Here is a 16,215-nt window from a genome sequence, read left to right as displayed (position 1 = left end):
CGATCTTGATGACCTCCGCCCCCATATCGGCCAGAAGCATCCCGCAAAACGGCCCAGCCGCGATCTGGCAAATCTCGACCACGCGAACGCCGGCCAGCGGAAGGGATTGCGGTTCGTTCATCAGGTTTCCTTTCGTGTTTGCAGCGCGGCAGACGCCTCTTCCGCCGCCGTCGTCACCATCTTCGCAAGTTCCGGAATGCGGGTCTCGGTCACCCTATCCGCGGGACCTGCGATGGACAGCGCCATCCGGACACGTCCGTTCAGGCCATAGATCGGTGCGCCGATCGCACAGACCCCGCCGCGCCATTCGCCGCGATTGATCGAATAGCCCCGGTCGCGGGTGGCTTTCATATCCTCCACCAGTGCATCGAGATCGGTGATCGTCTCATCGCTCTGCGCGACCGGCTCCAGCGCGCGCCATCGGGTTTCCCCATCTGGATCGAAGGCCAGGATCGCCTTGCCCGTCGCCACGCAATAGGCCGGCGCACGCTCCCCCACGCGGGTGAAGGTGCGCACCGCTTCCGGGCTGTCCAGCCGATGCAGGTACAGGACTTCGTCGCCGTCGATCAGGCCAAGGATCACCGTCTCGCGGCTATCGTGGCGCAGCCGCTGCATTGCCGGAAGGCACGGATTGATCCAGTCGGGCTGCTCCGACCGCATCATCGCGACCTCCCAAAGACGCAGTGTTGCGCCATAGCGAACCGTTTCCGGGTCCTGCTCGACGTACCCTTCCTCGATCAGAGTGTGCAGCAGGTGGTGAGCGTTTGTCTTGCTAAGCTCGGCCACGCGGGAAATATCGCCTAGGCTCATCGCGCCGCGCGCCGACAATATCTCGATAAGGCGCAACCCTTTGCGCAGCGTGGTATCCCGGCGCGGCGCCGCTTTCGGCTTCGATGCCGCGGAGTCCGCTTCTGCTGACGCAGCTGTCTTTCTGTCTTTCATCATCTCTCGTTCCTTTTTTCAGCCATCCAGACTGGGGTGGTGCAGTCCATCATAGCTGAATAGGTGCGAAGTGTTCGAGAACTGCAAACGGGCCCTCTCCGGGAACGCCCGGATATTCCGGCATGGCACGGATCCGGCCCCGCAACTTGCCCAGGAAAGTGGAAATCAGGCCGCAGGCCGCAAAGGATGTGTATCGAGGTTTTCGCTGTTTCTGGGTGGCTAGACGCGATCACGAGGGATTCCGTTGTTCTTCAAGCGTGAACGCCTTTTCACATACATTAATGGTTTTTGACTGTAAACCCTGAGATTGACGCTCCTGGAAGGCACTAATTGACATTCAAATGAGACGCCCCGGAATTGCCGGCGCATCCACGCGCGCTTCGACTTGACCGACAAGTACCTCATCGCAATCACCAGCGAGTGGAGATGAGACAAGAGACCGGGACCAAACAGAGTCAGGCCGAAAAGGCCATGAACCGGCTCAGCATGTTGGCACCTATGGCCATCACAAAGATCGCACTGCATATCTGGAGCGTCTCGAGGCCGCCCTGTTTCATTACGTCGAAGCACATGGTGCGCTTCACCGGCGTGATCAGGATGCTCATGGACGCGCCCACGGCCCCGGCCACGAAAAGCTGGCTGATCGGCACCCGGGCGATAATGCCCTGGAGGATGCAGAGGATCGAGGGGGCATCAGCGCGCGCCAGGTGAAGACGGCAAAGAGCAGTGCGGCGAGGAAATGCAGCACCTTATGGATCGTCTCCGGCAGCGGCCGCGTCACCACCTCCACCGCGATATGGGCGTTCCGGCTTTTCGACCAGGACGAGGGGCAAAAAGCAGATGGCGACCATCTAGTACTGCGAGCCGATAGGAATGGTGCCGGGCAGCGGACTGTTGAAGAACGCCTGCGCACGCTTGGCCTTGCCGATCCCATTGCCCACGCGGGTGTCGCGTGAGCACCCGGCGGCGCGCCGCCGGGGTCGAAACGCCTGTCGGCGACGGTCAGGGGGTCAGCACGGCGCGGCCGATGACCTTGCCCTTCTCCAGGTCTGTGATCACGGTATTGGCTTCGTGCAGATCATGTGCGCGGGTGGGGATCCGCCCCAGCTTGTCATCCATGGCCATGCTCATCAGATCGCGAAACTCGGTCAACGATCCGACGCAGCTGCCGACGATCCGCGCCGACTTCCAAGTGATGTAGGGGATGCGCCAAGGCGTTGCTCCGCCGTAGAGCCCAACGAGCACGAGCGTGCCCGCCTTGCTCAGGGCTTCGAAGCCCAGTTCGGTGGTCTTGGGGTTCCCCACGAAGTCGATCACGCATTTGACCGATCCGCCGCAGGCGCGCTGCACTTGCGCGACGGCATCCGTGGCGGCGCCGTCGATGGCAGCACCGGCGCCGGCGGCAATTGCTGCCTCGCGCTTGGCCGGATCTACATCCACGACGACCGGCGACCGGGCCCCGAGCGCCTTGAGAATTTCGATCGCCATAAGTCCAAGCCCGCCGGCGCCGATGATGACGACCGTTTCCTCCGCGACCTGCGGACGTATCTTGTTGATCGCGCCGAAGGCAGTCAGCCCCGAGCAGGAAAGTGGCGCGAGGTAGAGCGGATCGCGGGTGCCGATGTCGACCAGGTAGCGGGAATGGCGCACCTTGATATGCGAAGCAAAGCCGCCCTCGAGCTGCACGCCGATGAAATGCGGCTGGGTACAGAGATGCTCGTCACCGGTCTTGCAGGTGTCGCACATGCCGCAGCCCTGCCAAGGGTAGACAACGACCTTGTCACCCAGGCTTACCCCGGTCGCGCTGTCACCCATGCCGATCACCTCGCCTGCGATCTCGTGGCCGAGGATGCGGGGCAGCGGCCTGCCGCGGTCGACGATCTCGCCGTTGCCCACGTCATAGCCCCCAGCCTTCATGTGGACGTCGCTGTGGCAGACCCCGCACGCGGTGATACGCAGGACGATCTCGTCCCCCGCGGCCTCGAGATCCGGGCGCTGCATAAGCTCCATATCCGCCCCGAATTTGACGACGCATTGGCATTCCATCTTCTGTCTCCTCTCCTGTAAACCTCAGAACTGGCTGTCGAACTTGTTGATGCGGTAGGCTTCCATCCCCTCCGACCCACCGGCGCTGCCCCAAGCCGCTGTCCCGGCGACCGCCGATCGGCGAACCGAAATAGACGAATCCAAAGGTGTTGTTGTCGACCATCCCGGCGTCGATCCGCGTGGCGGCTGACCGGGCGCGATCTTTCGAGCCGTTGAAGACGTAGCGACCAAGCACAAAGCCGGTGCCATTGGACGCCGCGTAGGCATCCTCGCCCCCGGCAAAGCGGTTGCAACGCTGCGAGTCACAGGGTTCGTCACCTCGATGGTAACGGGCGGCTGCCGCAGCCATGCACCGTCCGCAAACAGGGCCGGATCACTAAAACTGATCGTCACTGGGCCCCGCTTTTCTATATTTCAGAATTATATATCATATTTTGGAACACGCTATGCTACAGACGCGACCGGCGTCAAGCGGTTCCTTCAACCTTGACCGCGACGCTCTCGGCAGTTGATGGCCGAAGTGAGCGGACGCCATTCCCGCTTGACAATGATCACATGTTCCAAATAACAAAAACATGTTCTAACATACGTAACTCAAAGACCTGTCGGAATGACCTGCTATCTTCGCACAGATCAGTTCAGGCCGGACGCAGAGCCAAAGCAGCACGAGGAAGAGACGATGAAGGATCAGATCAATGAAGACGGCCTGACGGTTCGCGCCCGCGATGCCGAGGGCAATCCCCAGATGGCCGAGGGCCGCCTGCCGGAGGGCGGCGGGATCACCCAGACCGACGATTTTTTCATCGTTCACCACTACGCCCCCCACAAGGTCGGCAGCGAGGACTGGTCGCTCGAGGTGACGAAGCCGGACGGGTCGACCGCGAAACTCGTGCTGGCGGATATCGAGGCGCTGCCAAAGCGCGAAGTCACGGCGCTGCTGGAGTGCGCCGGGATGAGCCGCGGCTTCCTGGCCGACAAGACCCCTGGCACGCAATTCGGGCACGGCATGGTCGGCACGGCAACGTGGCGCGGCCCGCGACTGTCGGACGTACTTGATCACTTGGGGGTGCGCGACGGGTTCGAATGCGTGATCCTGCGGGGCGGCGACGAAGGCGTGACCCAGCCCGAGAACATGCATTCCGATTTCTCCAAGGGCCTGCCGAAAGAGAAGGCGCTGGACGGCTCCACCATCCTCGCCACCGAGATGAACGGCGCGCAACTGCCCTGGCTTCACGGCGGGCCGGTGCGGCTGGTGGTGCCCGGCTGGTTCGGTGTCTGGTGGGTAAAATGGCCGTGCAAGCTCGAATTTTCGACCGACCGGACCTACGGTGGCTTCTGGCAGAAGGAACGCTACACCTATCAGGATACGTCTGGCAGCATCACCGGCGTGGTTGGCCCGGGCCTGCCGCGCGCGATCATCCAGTCCCCCGAGGATGGCGACCAGGCCACGAAGGGCGGCAGTGTTTCCGTTTCGGGCATCGCCTGGGCCGGGGATCAACCGGTGGAAAAGGTCGAGTTGAGCCTCGACGGCGGCAAGACCTGGACCGCGGCCGAGTTGGGCGCGGACGAGGGTCCCTTCGTTTGGCGGACCTGGCGCGCCGAGGTTACGCTCGACGGACCGCCCGGCTACAACTTCCTGTCGGCCCGCTCTACCGACGTCTCGGGTCGGGTCCAGCAGACGCAGAGCGCGGCCAACCGGCTAGGCTATGGCAACAACGACATCCAGACGATCCGACTGAACGTCACCGCCTGATCGCGCAGCGGATCCCCCGACCGGCGACACGCGGCAGGGCGCATGCAGAAAATCTCGAGGACACATGAACAGCATAGAAACCACCACGGCAAATGACGACGGCATTCGCGCGCTGCTGAACCCGCGCTCCGTCGCCATCGTCGGCGCATCCGAGGATCAGGCCAAGTTCAGTGGAAGGATCACGCATTACCTGCTGAAGCACAGCTATGCAGGCGATGTCTACCTGATCAACCCCTCACGCGAGACCCTGTTCGGACGACGCGCCTATCCCTCGCTCGACGACCTCCCGGCCACACCCGACGTTGTGCTAATCGGCACGCCGAAGCCGACGATCGCGGGCATGATCGACAAGGCCGGGCAGCGCGGGGCCAAGGTGGTGGTCGTCATCTCCAGCGGTTTCGCGGACGCGGGCGATAAGGAAGGCGAAGCGGCGCTTGCAGCGCTGGCGAAGTCGCACGGGATGCGCTTGATCGGGCCGAACGTCATGGGCTTTGCCAGCCCGGTCAACAACCTGGCGATGATGTCCTCGCACGTCTTGAAGGTCGACAGGCTGCGCACCGGCAACATCGGCATCGTCAGCCAGAGCGGCGGTGTCCTCAGCGCCCTGATGGACTTCGTGGAGCAGCACGGGTTCGGCATCTCGCACGCCTTTCCAACCGGCAATCAGGCGGACGTCGATTTCTGCGACCTCGTCGGCGGGCTGGTCGACGATCCGATGACGCAGGTGATTTGCACCTATGTTGAGGGCCTTAGCTCTCCCTCCCGCTTCATCGAGACGGCGCGGCGCGTGCGCGCATCTGGCAAGACTTGGCTGATGATGAAATCAGGCCGGACCGAGGCCGGGATGGAGGCCGCCTTTTCCCATACCGCGAGTCTTGCTAGCAGCCACGACGCCTTCACCAACATCTGCCGCGACAACGGGATCGTGCTGTTCGACGACTTCGAATCGTTTGTCACCGCGACCCTGCTTGTCTCGCACAGCCCAGCGGCGCGGATCGACCGGATCGGTGTGGTCTCTCCTTCGGGGGGAAGCTGCGTCATGACCGCCGACCTGTTCAGCGACATGGACCTGCCAATGGCCGAGTTCGGCCCCGCGACCCGCGCGGCCCTGCCGGCGTACTTTCCCGACGACATGACGAACCCGGTGGATACCGGCGCGGCCGTCAAGGATCCGATCGTGGGTGCCAACGGTCCCGTGACGCAGGCTATCGTGCAGGACCCGGCGGTCAGCCTGCTGCTGGGTGTGATCAGCACCTGTCCCGACGTCCGGCTGGTCTCCCAACTGGTGGCCGATGGCGCGGGTGATACGCCACATCTGCTGGTGATCCAGCCCGCCGCGATGGCGGACGAGGCGCGTGCCTACCTGCGCGAGAATGCCATCCCCTATACTGACAGCCTGCACGGCGCGGCCCGCGCCATCCGCGCCCTGCGCGCTGCGGGCACAAGGACGGCCCGCACGGCCGCCATCCGTCCGGAGGGCTGCGCCCTGCCCGCGGACCTGCCTTCCGGACCGTTGGACGAGAAGGCGGCCAAGGCCCTGCTGGAAAGCTACGGCATCCGCACCAACACCGGCAGGCTGGCTACCGACGCCGAGAGCGCGCGGGGCATCGCCGCCGGGTTGACCGCGCCGCTTGTGCTCAAGGTCGTGTCGCCGGACGTCGTGCACAAAGCGGATGTCGGCGGCGTGATGCTGGACATCGACGGCCCCGAGGCGATGGCCGATGCTGTCCGCGCGATGCGCGCCCGGCTGGAACAGACCGCACCGGATGCCGAGATCCACGGCTTCCTCGTGCAGGAACAGGCCACCGGCCTCGCCGAGGTAATGATCGGGGTACAGCACGACGACCTCTTCGGCGCGATGATCATGGTGGGCGCAGGCGGTGGGCTGGTGGAACTGCTGGCCGACGTGGCCACGGCGAGCGTCCCGGTGTCCCCGGAAGACGCCAAGCGGATGCTGGGAACCCTGAAGATCGCGCGTATCCTCGAAGGCGTCCGGGGGCAGCCGCCACTGGACATGGACGCCGTCGCCGACGCGATTTCCCGGACAAGCTGGCTGGCGCACGACCTGGGCGGCCGCCTGCGCGAGCTGGACATCAACCCCCTGTTCGTTGCCGAGGCGGGCAAAGGGGCCGTTGCGGTGGATGCCCGGGCGCTGATGGCGCCCGCGACCGCCTGATCGGCTCTTCGCCGGACGATGCCCCTGTGAAGGAGACGCATGTGACCAACTCTCCCCCTCTGGCCGGAATAACGGTACTCGACCTGTCCCGACTGCTGCCGGGTCCGCTCGCGACACAGCACCTTGCCGATTACGGCGCGGAGGTGATCAAGATCGAGGAGCCGAAGCTGGGCGACTACGCCCGCCGGACCGACAGCGCGGGCAAGCACTCCGCCATCTTCAACGCCTTGAATCGCAACAAGCGGTCAGTAGCACTCGACCTGAAGTCCGAGGCGGACCGCGCCCTGTTTCTGACGCTCTGCGAGACCGCCAATCTGGTGGTCGAGGGCTTCCGGCCCGGCGTCATGGACCGCCTCGGGCTGGGCTATGACGCGCTTGCCGCGCGGAACCCGGCCATCGTGATGTGCAGCATCTCGGGTTATGGCCAGACCGGGCCGAACCGGCTGCGGGCCGGTCATGACATCAACTACCTCGCCGCCTCCGGCGTGTCGGATCAGACCGGCGCGGCGGGCGGCCCCCCGGCGTTGTCGAACTTCCAGATAGCGGACCTCGCAGGGGGCACACTGGCCGCCGGCATGGGGATGATGATTGCCCTCTACGACGCCGCGCGGACCGGTCGGGGGCGGCACGTCGACGTTTCGATGACCGACGCGGCCTTTACTCACACGGTTATGCCTGTGGCCGACACGGTCCAGCACGGGCGGCCGCCGGAACGGGGCCGGGGCCGGCTATCCGGTGCTTTCCCGGGCTACGGCTATTACGAGACGTCCGACGGGCGCTACATGGCTGTGGGCGCGCTTGAGGCAAAGTTCTGGAAGGTGCTGGTCAACGCGCTGTCCCGCCCGGACCTCGAATCCTGCGGACTGGGCACGCCCGAACAGCAACGCCATGCCCGGTCCGAGCTCGAGGCGATCTTCCGCGGGCGCACGCAGGCCGACTGGGCCAAACATTTCGCGAATCACGACTGCTGCGTAAACGCCGTTCTCACCACGGAGGAGGCCCTCGCCTCGGCGCAGGTGCAGGCCCGTGGGCTGGTGCTGGAGGAAGGCAAGCTGGCGCCGCCGGTCCGCATGTCGCGGTTCGAGCCGGCGATCACGCGCCCGGTGCCCGACCTCGGGGCCGACACGGCGGAGGTCCGGCAGCGGGCCGGGGGCGAGACTACGCGCTAGAGCAGACGCGCCCTGCCGTGACCGTCAGGCCCAGATGTTGGGGATGCTGTCGCCAGAAAAGCCCGAAATGAACTGTTTGGCCTTGCCGGTCTCGAGATCGAAGACTGACCGCGGCACCTTACCGATATTCGCGCCATAGATGTGGATGCTGATCGACACCCGGTCATCGTAGGCGTTGCGAACCTTGTGGACGTCGCCGATGTCGGGCGATACCAGGTCGATCATGCCGGGATCGAGCCGTTCCTCGCCGGTGCAGACCATCGGCGCCCCTTCTGCGGGCGGCTCATAGCTCTGCGCAACTTCCGCGCCGCGCAGCATCCCGATCATGCCCCAGACGGTGTGATTGTGGATCGGTGTCTCCTGTCCCGGCCCCCAGACAAAGCTGACCACCGAGAACCGCTCGAAGGGATCGCAGTGCAGCAGGTACTGCTGGTAGAATTCGGGGTGCGGGCGGGCACAGGCTTGGGGCAGCCAGTCATCCGAGGAGATGAGCGTGGCGAAGGGCGCCTGCAGGGTCTCCAGTATCTCGGACTCGGCGGCGCCTCCATCCAGTGTCTCGGTCGCCTTGCGTATGAATGTCCTGAGCAGCGCCGTCATTCTTTGGCCTCCCATTAGAGTTCTCGGCCCGGATCGCCGGGCCATGTTCGTCAAGGCCGGGCGGGCGACGCAGCGCAGCCCTTGGACGCACGATGGTTATCATCGGCGGACCAAAAGTGCGGGTCCGGCTACCGCCTTGCAGATCGATCTCGGACAGGAGACCATCAATTCTGTCTGCAATGCACAACACGTTCGCCATACCAGCCTTTACTTTCACAATACAGAATAGATTTCTATAAAATGGAATTTCATTGTGGTGTCAATGGAGGACTGGATGACTCGAGAGATGGTTGTTGCAGTCCGGGAGGGCGGGGGCCTTGACGGCAATCATCGGGCCCGGCCGGCTCGCGCGACTTGTCGGGCCGGCAATGATGCGCAACCTGTCTGACCGTCCCGATCCCGTCGATCTCGATACCGCTTTGAAATGTGGGTCTGCGACCGGATCGCCAACCTGGCCAATCGGGAGAGTGCGCTCGGCACGCACATGAGTTGCATCGAGGCCCGGCGGATCGGCTACGAGGGCTATGGAAGGGACATCGATGCCCTTGTGCGAAGTGCCGCCGTGTCCGGGCTCAAGGAAAGGATCCGACGCTACAGCGAGCGCGCCCGGGTCACTCGCAAGGCGACAGTGTGACACGCTTTCCATCCGTGGAGTAGAAATGCTATTCTCACACTTCAGTCGGAAAGGAATATACATTTGGCGGACAAGGCTTTCGTTAAAGGATTGAAACTCCTTTCTGCGCTTTCCGAGAGCGGCGGACCGAGAACGCTGACCAGTCTCGCTGATCAGCTGGGTCTGACGAAAAGCAATACGCATCGCCTGCTGCACACTTTGATCGAAGAGGGGTTCGTCAAGCAGGACGGCGAAAAGGGACTTTATTCCGCGACGCTGCGCTTGTGGGAAATGGGGTCGCGCATCGTGGCCGATCTTGACCTGATGGGAATAGCGCGCACTCCGATGCAGGAATTGTCCGACAAGGTGGGCGAAACCATTCACCTGTCGGTTCTCGATGGGCTCGAGGTGATTTACGTTGACAAGATCGAGGCCACGCAGGCGGTCCGCGCCTATACCAACATTGGCGCGCGCGCGCCCGCTTGGGCGGTGGCCACAGGCAAGGCGATGCTGGCCCATATTCCCGCGGCCGAGGAGGCGCTGATTGCCTCCGCCCGTCGAAAAAGGTTCTCGCCCAAGACGCTGGTGACCAAGGACAGTCTGCGGGCCGAATTCGCGCGCATTCGCGAGACCGGCATCGCCTTCAACAACGGGGAATGGCGCCCGGACGTCTGTGGCGCCGCCTCACCGATCCGGGACGCCCGTGGGTCCGTCATCGCGGCGCTGGGGATCTCCGGGCCGGCGATCCGGCTGAACGCGGAACGGCTTCAGGGCCTTGCCCCGGCGGTCATCTCGGGGGCACTGACCATGTCTCGGGCGCTGGGGTGGCAGGGACAGGACTAACTCGTCCTCCGCCGTCCATCGGTTTCCGCCCTGCTTGCTGATTCAGAGATTGCGCTGTCATGCCGGCCCGCGGGTCGGAAAATCTGCGACAACGACAACGCGAGCTGGAACAGCACCACCAGCGTCGTCACCCCGTAGAAGAAGATCGCGATGCCACTGGAGAAGAAAACGGTCAGGTCGCCGCGGGATATGATCAGCACGCGCTGCAGGTTGTCCTCCAGCAGCGGCGAGAGCACGAAGCCAATTAAGAAAGCCGCCTCCGACACCCGAAGCGCCCGGAAGGCAAGCCCGACGAAGCCGGCGAAAAACATGACCCAGACGTCGAACATGGAGTTGGATATGGCGTAGGATCCGACCACGGTCAGCACGATGACCATCGGGAAAAGGATCGCGCGGGGCACCTCGACGATCCGGCGGATCAGCGGCACGCCGAAGCGCCCGACCACGAGGATCACACCGGAGGACACCAGCAGCGCGACATAGAGCGCGTAGACGAAGCTGATGTTGTCCTGGAAAAGGTTCGGCCCCGGCGCGAGGCCGTGGAAGAAGAAAGCCCCCATCAGCATTGCGGTGATCACGTCGCCGGGAATGCCGAGCGCCAGCAATGGTATCAGGGTCGAGGCCCCGGTGCCCGAATTGGCGCTTTCCGCCGCGGCCACGCCCGACAGGGCGCCTTGGCCGAATTCCTTGCGGTCCGGCGCCGTCTTGCGCGCGATAGCGTAGGAGGCGAAGGTTGAAGGCGTAGCCCCGACCCCGGGGATCGCGCCCAGCACAATGCCGACAGCGCTGCCACGCAGGATTGTCGGCAGGACCATGCGGAAGTTCGCCCGCGACAGGCGTCCCCGCTGCTCCGGTTTTCCGGAGATTTCGATCTCGGCCTCCTTCGCCGGACGGAAATAGTATAGCAGGATATCCGGCAGCGCGAAGAGCCCCACCAGCAGCGGCAGGAAGGCGATCCCGTCGTAGAGGTTCGGCTGGCCGAAGGTGAACCGTTCGGTGCCGTAGATCAGGTCCAGCCCTACGGTGCCCGCGAAGAGCCCCAGCGCCCCGCCAATCACGCCCTTCAGCAGGCCCGCGTTCGACACGGCCGCAATGATCGTCAGTGAGAAGATGACCAGCGCCAGCAGCTCGACCGGGCCGAAGCGCAGACCGAAGCGGGCCAGCATACCGGCCAGCAGAATTAGCGCCAGAACCGAGATCAAGTCGCCGATGAAGGAGGCCCAAAGCGCAGTGTCCAGCGCCTCTCCGGCGCGGCCCTTGCGGGCCAGTGGATAGCCCTCGAGCATGGTACAGGCGGCGGCGGGCGATCCGGGCACGTTCAGCAATATGGCCGAGATCGACCCGCCGAAAAGCCCCCCCTTGGTGATACCCAGGAGCAGGACGATGCCCGCCAGCGGGTCGAAGAACAGCGTGAACGGCAGCAGGATGCCGATGGCCATGGTGATCGTCAGCCCCGGTATCGCACCAATGATCGCGCCCAAGATGACTCCGAGCGGCAGATAGACGAATATCTGCCAGTTCAGCAAGAGGTCCAGAGACGCCCCCAGATTTTCCATTATGATCTCCTCAGAAGAGGTCAGGCAGCCGGTTCGGCAACGGGATGCGGGCGATCTCGATGAACAAAACGTGCACGGTGGAACTGAACAGGATCGACAGCACGAGGCTGCGTAACGGTCCCAGCCGCGACTTGAACAGCAGCAGGCCGAAGACGAACAAGAACACCGTCAACGCAGTGCCCAGCACAGGCAGAAGCAGGAGCAGGCCGGCGAAAGCCGCGATGAAGACGATGCCGCGCAGCGGCGACATCGCCCCCAGCGATAAGCCCTCCTGTCCGCCGACGAAGATGCCGGCGAAAATGATGCACAGGCTGACCGCGACCACCACCCAAGCCAGCAGGCGTGGCAGGTCCTGTGGACTGAGCGAATTCGGCTGCACATAGCCGGGTGCCCTGATCCCCATGGGGATCAGGACGAACACAAGGAACAGACCGAGGCAGAGCAGGACCAGTCCGGGAAAGAGTCTCGATAGCATGTCGCTGTCTTTCCTCGGAAACGTCTATTGCTGTGCCAGATTCAACCGCTTGAGCGTTTCAGCGAAGAATGCGTGGTTGTCCCGCAGTTCCTGCCCGAAGGTCTCCGCGTCCCTATAGTCCGCGACGAGCCCCAGCTTTTCGAACCGTTCCAGAACGTCCTGGCGCTGCACGGCCTCCTCGACCGCGGCCTGCATCCCGTCTAGCGCTTCCTGCGACATGCCCGCCGGTGCGACGACACCGTACCAGATGATCGACTGCAGGTCTGCAAAGCCGGCCTCGGCCAGCGTCGGCACGTCCGGCAGGCCGTCCCAGCGTTCTTCCTTGAGGACGGCCATCGTCTTGACCGCGCCGGCCTGGCCCTGCGCCAGCAGCGGGCTGTAGTCGAAGGCTGCATCGATATGTCCGCCCACCAGGCTGTTGACCGCCTCATTCGATCCTTTGAAGGGCACGTGGGTGGCCTGCGAGCCGGTCATGTCCTTGAGCAGCTCGATGTAGAGATGCGTGGTGGAGCCGACACCGGCGGATCCGAAAGTCACCTCGCCGGGATGTTCGTTCATGTAAGCGACGAATTCCTCCATCGTGTCGACCGGGAAGTTGGGTCGCAGCGCAAGCGAGCCGATGGCAACATTCATCTTGGCGACGGCCTGGATGTCCTCGAGCGGGTCGTAGGAGACCGGGCGCATGTTCGGCGCGATGGTCAAGGTAGCATTGGGCGTAATACCGAAGACGCTGCCGTCCGCCGGGGCCGCGGCCAGGCGCGTCATCCCGATGGTGCCGCCGGCGCCGCCGATGTTCTCGACCGTGATCGACACGCCAAGAATTTCCTCCAGTGCAGGCACGATCGCCCGGGCAGCGTTGTCGGTGGTGCCACCGGGATTGTACGGAACCATCACCCGCAGGTCTCCCGTCGGCCATTCCGCCCGCGCCTCACCTACGGCGAGCGTTCCCGCAACCAGCAGCCCGGCCGTGGCGGCGGCCACCAATCTCCCTACAAATCTCAACATTGTCTTCCTCCCTTTGAATGAATGCCCGCGACTGGGTCCTCCGCCCTGCCGCGACCTTCCCTACTGCCCGCTGAACTCGGGCATTCTCTTCTCCCGCGAAGCGGCCAGACCTTCGTTCTTGTCGTCGCTCGCGTTGATCCGGTCGAATTCCACCCTGGCCTGCCACATCCGCTCCGCGGGGCAGGTCGTGATCGTCCCGTCGAGGACGTGGGTCTTCAGCGTGGCCAGCACCATGGGCGCCATGGCTGCCATGGATTGAGCCATTTCCAGCGCCACCTCGATATGCTGGCCGTCCTCGACGATGCGGTTAACCAGCCCCATCTCATAGGCGCGACGACCGGGCACCGGTTCGGCCATCAGCATGATCTCCATCGCGAGCTTGGTGGGAATGCGCGAGGCCAGCGTGGCCACGATCCCGCCAGTAAAGCCCAGCTTCGCCTCGGGATATGAGAACCGCGTACTCTCGGTCGCGACGCAAAGGTCGCTCATCGCGGCCATGACCAGCCCGCCGCCGACACACCAACCGGTGACGGCCGCAATGATCGGTTTCTTCGTGCGGATGCCCAGCCCCGGTGCGCAGCGCCAGAAATCGGGAATATCATGGAGATCAGCCCCGGCGCAGAAGGCCCGGTCGCCTTCGCTGGTCAGGATGGCGACACGCTGATCCGAGGCATCGAACTCCTCGAAGGCTTCCTGCAGCGCAAGGGCGACCGGCGTGTTGATCGCGTTCATCTTCTCCGGCCGGTTGATCGCGATGATCGAAACCTTGCCTTCTTTGCGTACCGTTACGACACTCATCTTATCCTCTTTCCTTTCAGTCGTTGTTGTCTGCCATGAGGATGCGCGCATCGACCGCTATGCATCCTTCCCCCGCCTTGCGCAGCAGTAGCGGGTTGATATCCAGTTCGCGGAACCCCGGCCCCGCCAGCGCCGCAAAATGCGAGACTCGGACGATCGCATCGACCAGGGCCGCACGGTCCAGCGGGCCACTTCCGCGGAAGCCAGCCACCATCGGCGCGATGGCCAGGCGGTCGATCATCGCCTCCGCCGTTCCGGCATCCACCGGCGCCGAGGCGAGCGAGACGTCGGCCAACAGTTCCACGAGGATGCCCCCGGCACCGATCATCACGACCGGCCCGAAGTCGTCATCGTTGCGGGCCCCGACGAGCAATTCCAACTCGCCCTCCTGCATGGCCTGGACCGAATAGCCCTCGATCCGGGCGTCGGGCCGCTCGCGGCTTATCCGTGCGCCCATCTCCGTCACCGCTGCCGCGACCGCGTCGGGACCATTCAGGTTCAGCCTCACACCGCCCGCGTCGGACTTGTGCACGATCTGCGGCGAGACGATCTTGACCACCGCCGGGCCGTCGAACCCTCCGGCAATGCGCCGTGCCTCCTCCGCGTCGAGGGCGATACCCCCGGCGTTCACCGGCACCCCGATCCCTTTCAGCACCTCCTTGGAGCGGTCTTCACTCAACGCGCCGAAGAGGTTTTTCGGCAGTTCCATGCCCTCTGGCTGGCTCGGCAAGGGACGCACGCGCATTTCGCGTAGCGCCATCCAGCCCTGCAGGGCGCGGATACCGGTGTCCAGCGTATCGACGATGACCTGCCCACGCGCCTTCAGGCGGTCGCGCGCCTCGTCGGCAGCAGCGCCGGGGAACATGAGCATGATGTTCGGCATCTCCTGCCCTTCCTTCCGGGCGGCATCGATTCCGTCGGCATAGGCCTCGCAGACATCTGCGAGCGCGGGCACGGTCGTCACCGCCGTCATGCCGAAAGCGACACCGGGGTCGCGGCACAGGGCAGTGGCGCTGGCGCGGACCGTGTCGGCATTGCGGGCGCCGCCGGCGGTGGCGTCGATGGGGTTGAGACGCGCGGCCTCGGGCAGGTACTCGGCAAGCGTGGCCCGCGTGCCGTCGGACCATTCCGCCAACGGCAAGCCCGCTTCGGTCAGCCGGTCGGCCAGCACCGTGGTGCCGCCGCCCGAGAAGCTGAGCCCGCCAACCGCGCCAGGCTTCGGCGCACCGGAAGCGCCTAGAACCGCCGCCAACGTGATCATGGCGTCGAGGTCATCCATCGGCAACACGCCGTTCTCGCGACAGATCGTGTCGAACACCTTGTAATTGCCGGACAGCGACGCGGTATGGGAAAAGGCGGCCGCCGCGCCGGAGGCGGTGCGTCCGGCCCGGACCACCAACCACGGCTTGCCCGCGGCCCGGGCCCGGCGCGCCGTCTCGACGAAGCGGGGGGGAGCCTTCAGTCCCTCGATGTAGCTGGTGATGACCCGCGTCGCCGGATCGTCGATGGCGAAATCGACGAAATCGCAAAGCTCTAGGTCAGCCTGGTTCCCAATCGAGAACAGGTGCGAGAACCCGATACCCATTTCATTCGCCTTGTCGAACAGGGTTGCCATCATCGCGCCCGACTGGCTCGTGAAGGCGATGCTTCCCGACTTCAGGTCGTCGATGAAGAAGGCGGGAGAGGACGAGACACAGAGCCTTGCGCCGGGACTCACGAAGCCGAGGCAGTTGGGGCCGATCAGTCGGATGCCGTTCTGGCGGGCGATTGCCAGCACCTCGGCCTCCAGAGCGGCACCTGCCTCGTCCGCCTCGGAAAACCCGTTGGTGATGATGACGGCGCTTTGGACACCGGCTGCCGCACAGTCGCGAAGTGCCGCCGGCACCATCTCGCGCGGAACCACGATCGCGGCCATATCCACCGGGCCCGGCGCATCCGTCACCGTCGCGAATGCCGGCAGACCCAGGATCATTTCGCGTTTGGGATTGATCGGGATGATCCGGCCATCAAACCCATGGCGTACCAACAGGTGGAACAGCCGACCGCCGAATTTCGCCTGATCCTCGGACGCGCCGATGACGGCCACGGAATCCGGCTGGAATAGGGTCGCCAGCGATTTGCGCGGTATCGTGTAGTCGTTCACCCCATCTCCTCCTCAGGCGCGATACGAACAGTTGAAAAAGGCGATCTCGCCTGTCACTTCTGTTCCGTAACACAGAAATTAATTTCATAATACAGAAAT

15 protein-coding genes and 1 pseudogene are annotated in these 16,215 nt (G+C 64.2%); 5 read left to right on the top strand and 11 right to left on the bottom strand.

What is annotated here, in order from left to right; genetic code table 11:
• The 3 genes from PVV74_RS15935 to PVV74_RS15925 form a co-directional block, all read right to left on the bottom strand.
• Nucleotides 1-121 (bottom strand): CoA transferase (locus PVV74_RS15935; protein ID WP_274593907.1); only part of this gene is annotated, 121 nt, incomplete at its 3' end.
• Nucleotides 121-945, bottom strand: coding sequence for an IclR family transcriptional regulator (locus PVV74_RS15930; RefSeq protein ID WP_274593900.1), 825 nt, complete (start codon nucleotides 943-945; stop codon nucleotides 121-123). The genes PVV74_RS15935 and PVV74_RS15930, both read right to left, overlap by 1 nt.
• Nucleotides 946-1,397: 452 nt before the next feature.
• A complete protein-coding gene (locus tag PVV74_RS15925) occupies nucleotides 1,398-1,547 on the bottom strand; it encodes a hypothetical protein (RefSeq protein ID WP_274593899.1) in 150 nt (49 codons plus the stop codon).
• 102 nt (nucleotides 1,548-1,649) lie between these two features.
• Between PVV74_RS15925 and PVV74_RS15920 the strand changes: the two genes are divergently transcribed.
• Nucleotides 1,650-1,898: a hypothetical protein gene (locus tag PVV74_RS15920; protein ID WP_274593898.1), complete on the top strand. Its 249-nt coding sequence runs from the start codon at nucleotides 1,650-1,652 to the stop codon at nucleotides 1,896-1,898.
• Nucleotides 1,899-1,944: 46 nt separating this feature from the next.
• Here the strand turns inward: PVV74_RS15920 and PVV74_RS15915 are convergent, their stop codons facing one another.
• Both PVV74_RS15915 and PVV74_RS22885 read right to left on the bottom strand, forming a co-directional pair.
• Nucleotides 1,945-2,988, bottom strand: a complete 1,044-nt coding sequence (locus PVV74_RS15915) for an alcohol dehydrogenase (protein ID WP_274593897.1) — start codon at nucleotides 2,986-2,988, stop codon at nucleotides 1,945-1,947.
• Between the two features lie 91 nt (nucleotides 2,989-3,079).
• A pseudogene (locus PVV74_RS22885) lies at nucleotides 3,080-3,337 on the bottom strand (aldehyde dehydrogenase family protein); the annotation flags it as partial.
• A gap of 261 nt (nucleotides 3,338-3,598) precedes the next feature.
• Between PVV74_RS22885 and PVV74_RS15910 the strand changes: the two are divergent.
• From PVV74_RS15910 to PVV74_RS15900, 3 genes are all read left to right on the top strand, one after another.
• Entirely contained in the window at nucleotides 3,599-4,741 is a 1,143-nt protein-coding gene (locus tag PVV74_RS15910; protein WP_274593896.1) for a sulfite oxidase, read from the top strand.
• 64 nt (nucleotides 4,742-4,805) lie between these two features.
• Nucleotides 4,806-6,917 (top strand): acetate--CoA ligase family protein, encoded by a 2,112-nt coding sequence (locus PVV74_RS15905; RefSeq protein ID WP_274593895.1) that lies wholly within the window; start codon nucleotides 4,806-4,808, stop codon nucleotides 6,915-6,917.
• A 41-nt stretch (nucleotides 6,918-6,958) separates the two neighbouring features.
• Complete coding sequence (locus PVV74_RS15900) at nucleotides 6,959-8,086, top strand: CaiB/BaiF CoA transferase family protein (RefSeq protein ID WP_274593894.1); 1,128 nt, start codon at nucleotides 6,959-6,961, stop codon at nucleotides 8,084-8,086.
• A 24-nt stretch (nucleotides 8,087-8,110) separates the two neighbouring features.
• Here the strand turns inward: PVV74_RS15900 and PVV74_RS15895 are convergent, their stop codons facing one another.
• Nucleotides 8,111-8,683, bottom strand: coding sequence for a hypothetical protein (locus tag PVV74_RS15895; RefSeq protein ID WP_274593893.1), 573 nt, complete (start codon nucleotides 8,681-8,683; stop codon nucleotides 8,111-8,113).
• Between the two features lie 724 nt (nucleotides 8,684-9,407).
• Between PVV74_RS15895 and PVV74_RS15890 the strand changes: the two genes are divergently transcribed.
• Nucleotides 9,408-10,139 (top strand): IclR family transcriptional regulator, encoded by a 732-nt coding sequence (locus PVV74_RS15890; RefSeq protein ID WP_274593892.1) that lies wholly within the window; start codon nucleotides 9,408-9,410, stop codon nucleotides 10,137-10,139.
• On the opposite strand, the gene PVV74_RS15885 is transcribed toward PVV74_RS15890, so the two are convergent.
• From PVV74_RS15885 to PVV74_RS15865, 5 genes are read right to left on the bottom strand one after another with little or no spacing between them, the layout of a single operon-like run.
• Complete coding sequence (locus PVV74_RS15885; protein ID WP_274593891.1) at nucleotides 10,136-11,695, bottom strand: tripartite tricarboxylate transporter permease; 1,560 nt, start codon at nucleotides 11,693-11,695, stop codon at nucleotides 10,136-10,138. The two genes, PVV74_RS15890 and PVV74_RS15885, sit on opposite strands and share 4 nt — an antisense overlap.
• Before the next feature lie 10 nt (nucleotides 11,696-11,705).
• A complete protein-coding gene (locus tag PVV74_RS15880) occupies nucleotides 11,706-12,170 on the bottom strand; it encodes a tripartite tricarboxylate transporter TctB family protein (protein ID WP_103763710.1) in 465 nt (154 codons plus the stop codon).
• 24 nt (nucleotides 12,171-12,194) lie between these two features.
• Nucleotides 12,195-13,175, bottom strand: coding sequence for a Bug family tripartite tricarboxylate transporter substrate binding protein (locus PVV74_RS15875; RefSeq protein ID WP_103763711.1), 981 nt, complete (start codon nucleotides 13,173-13,175; stop codon nucleotides 12,195-12,197).
• A gap of 60 nt (nucleotides 13,176-13,235) precedes the next feature.
• Nucleotides 13,236-13,973, bottom strand: a complete 738-nt coding sequence (locus PVV74_RS15870) for an enoyl-CoA hydratase/isomerase family protein (RefSeq protein WP_274593890.1) — start codon at nucleotides 13,971-13,973, stop codon at nucleotides 13,236-13,238.
• A 16-nt stretch (nucleotides 13,974-13,989) separates the two neighbouring features.
• Nucleotides 13,990-16,116, bottom strand: a complete 2,127-nt coding sequence (locus PVV74_RS15865; protein ID WP_274593889.1) for an acetate--CoA ligase family protein — start codon at nucleotides 16,114-16,116, stop codon at nucleotides 13,990-13,992.
• Nucleotides 16,117-16,215: the final 99 nt, after the last annotated feature.

The organism is Roseovarius sp. SK2 (assembly GCF_028807495.1).
In the GTDB taxonomy this organism is placed as follows: domain Bacteria; phylum Pseudomonadota; class Alphaproteobacteria; order Rhodobacterales; family Rhodobacteraceae; genus Roseovarius; species Roseovarius confluentis.
The sequence above is the reverse complement of the archived record's forward strand: the minus strand, read 5'-3'. Positions and strand labels throughout refer to the sequence as shown.

Bases quoted from the DNA above. Each gene is read 5' to 3' on its own strand.
- PVV74_RS15915 (WP_274593897.1), bottom strand. From the start codon at position 2,988: ATGGAATGCCAATGCGTCGTCAAATTCGGGGCGGATATGGAGCTTATG.
- PVV74_RS15910 (WP_274593896.1), top strand. From the start codon at position 3,599: ATGACCTGCTATCTTCGCACAGATCAGTTCAGGCCGGACGCAGAGCCA.
- PVV74_RS15895 (WP_274593893.1), bottom strand. From the start codon at position 8,683: ATGACGGCGCTGCTCAGGACATTCATACGCAAGGCGACCGAGACACTG.
- PVV74_RS15905 (WP_274593895.1), top strand. From the start codon at position 4,806: ATGAACAGCATAGAAACCACCACGGCAAATGACGACGGCATTCGCGCG.
- PVV74_RS15930 (WP_274593900.1), bottom strand. From the start codon at position 945: ATGATGAAAGACAGAAAGACAGCTGCGTCAGCAGAAGCGGACTCCGCG.
- PVV74_RS15925 (WP_274593899.1), bottom strand. From the start codon at position 1,547: ATGAGCATCCTGATCACGCCGGTGAAGCGCACCATGTGCTTCGACGTA.
- PVV74_RS15885 (WP_274593891.1), bottom strand. From the start codon at position 11,695: ATGGAAAATCTGGGGGCGTCTCTGGACCTCTTGCTGAACTGGCAGATA.
- PVV74_RS15880 (WP_103763710.1), bottom strand. From the start codon at position 12,170: ATGCTATCGAGACTCTTTCCCGGACTGGTCCTGCTCTGCCTCGGTCTG.
- PVV74_RS15875 (WP_103763711.1), bottom strand. From the start codon at position 13,175: ATGTTGAGATTTGTAGGGAGATTGGTGGCCGCCGCCACGGCCGGGCTG.
- PVV74_RS15870 (WP_274593890.1), bottom strand. From the start codon at position 13,973: ATGAGTGTCGTAACGGTACGCAAAGAAGGCAAGGTTTCGATCATCGCG.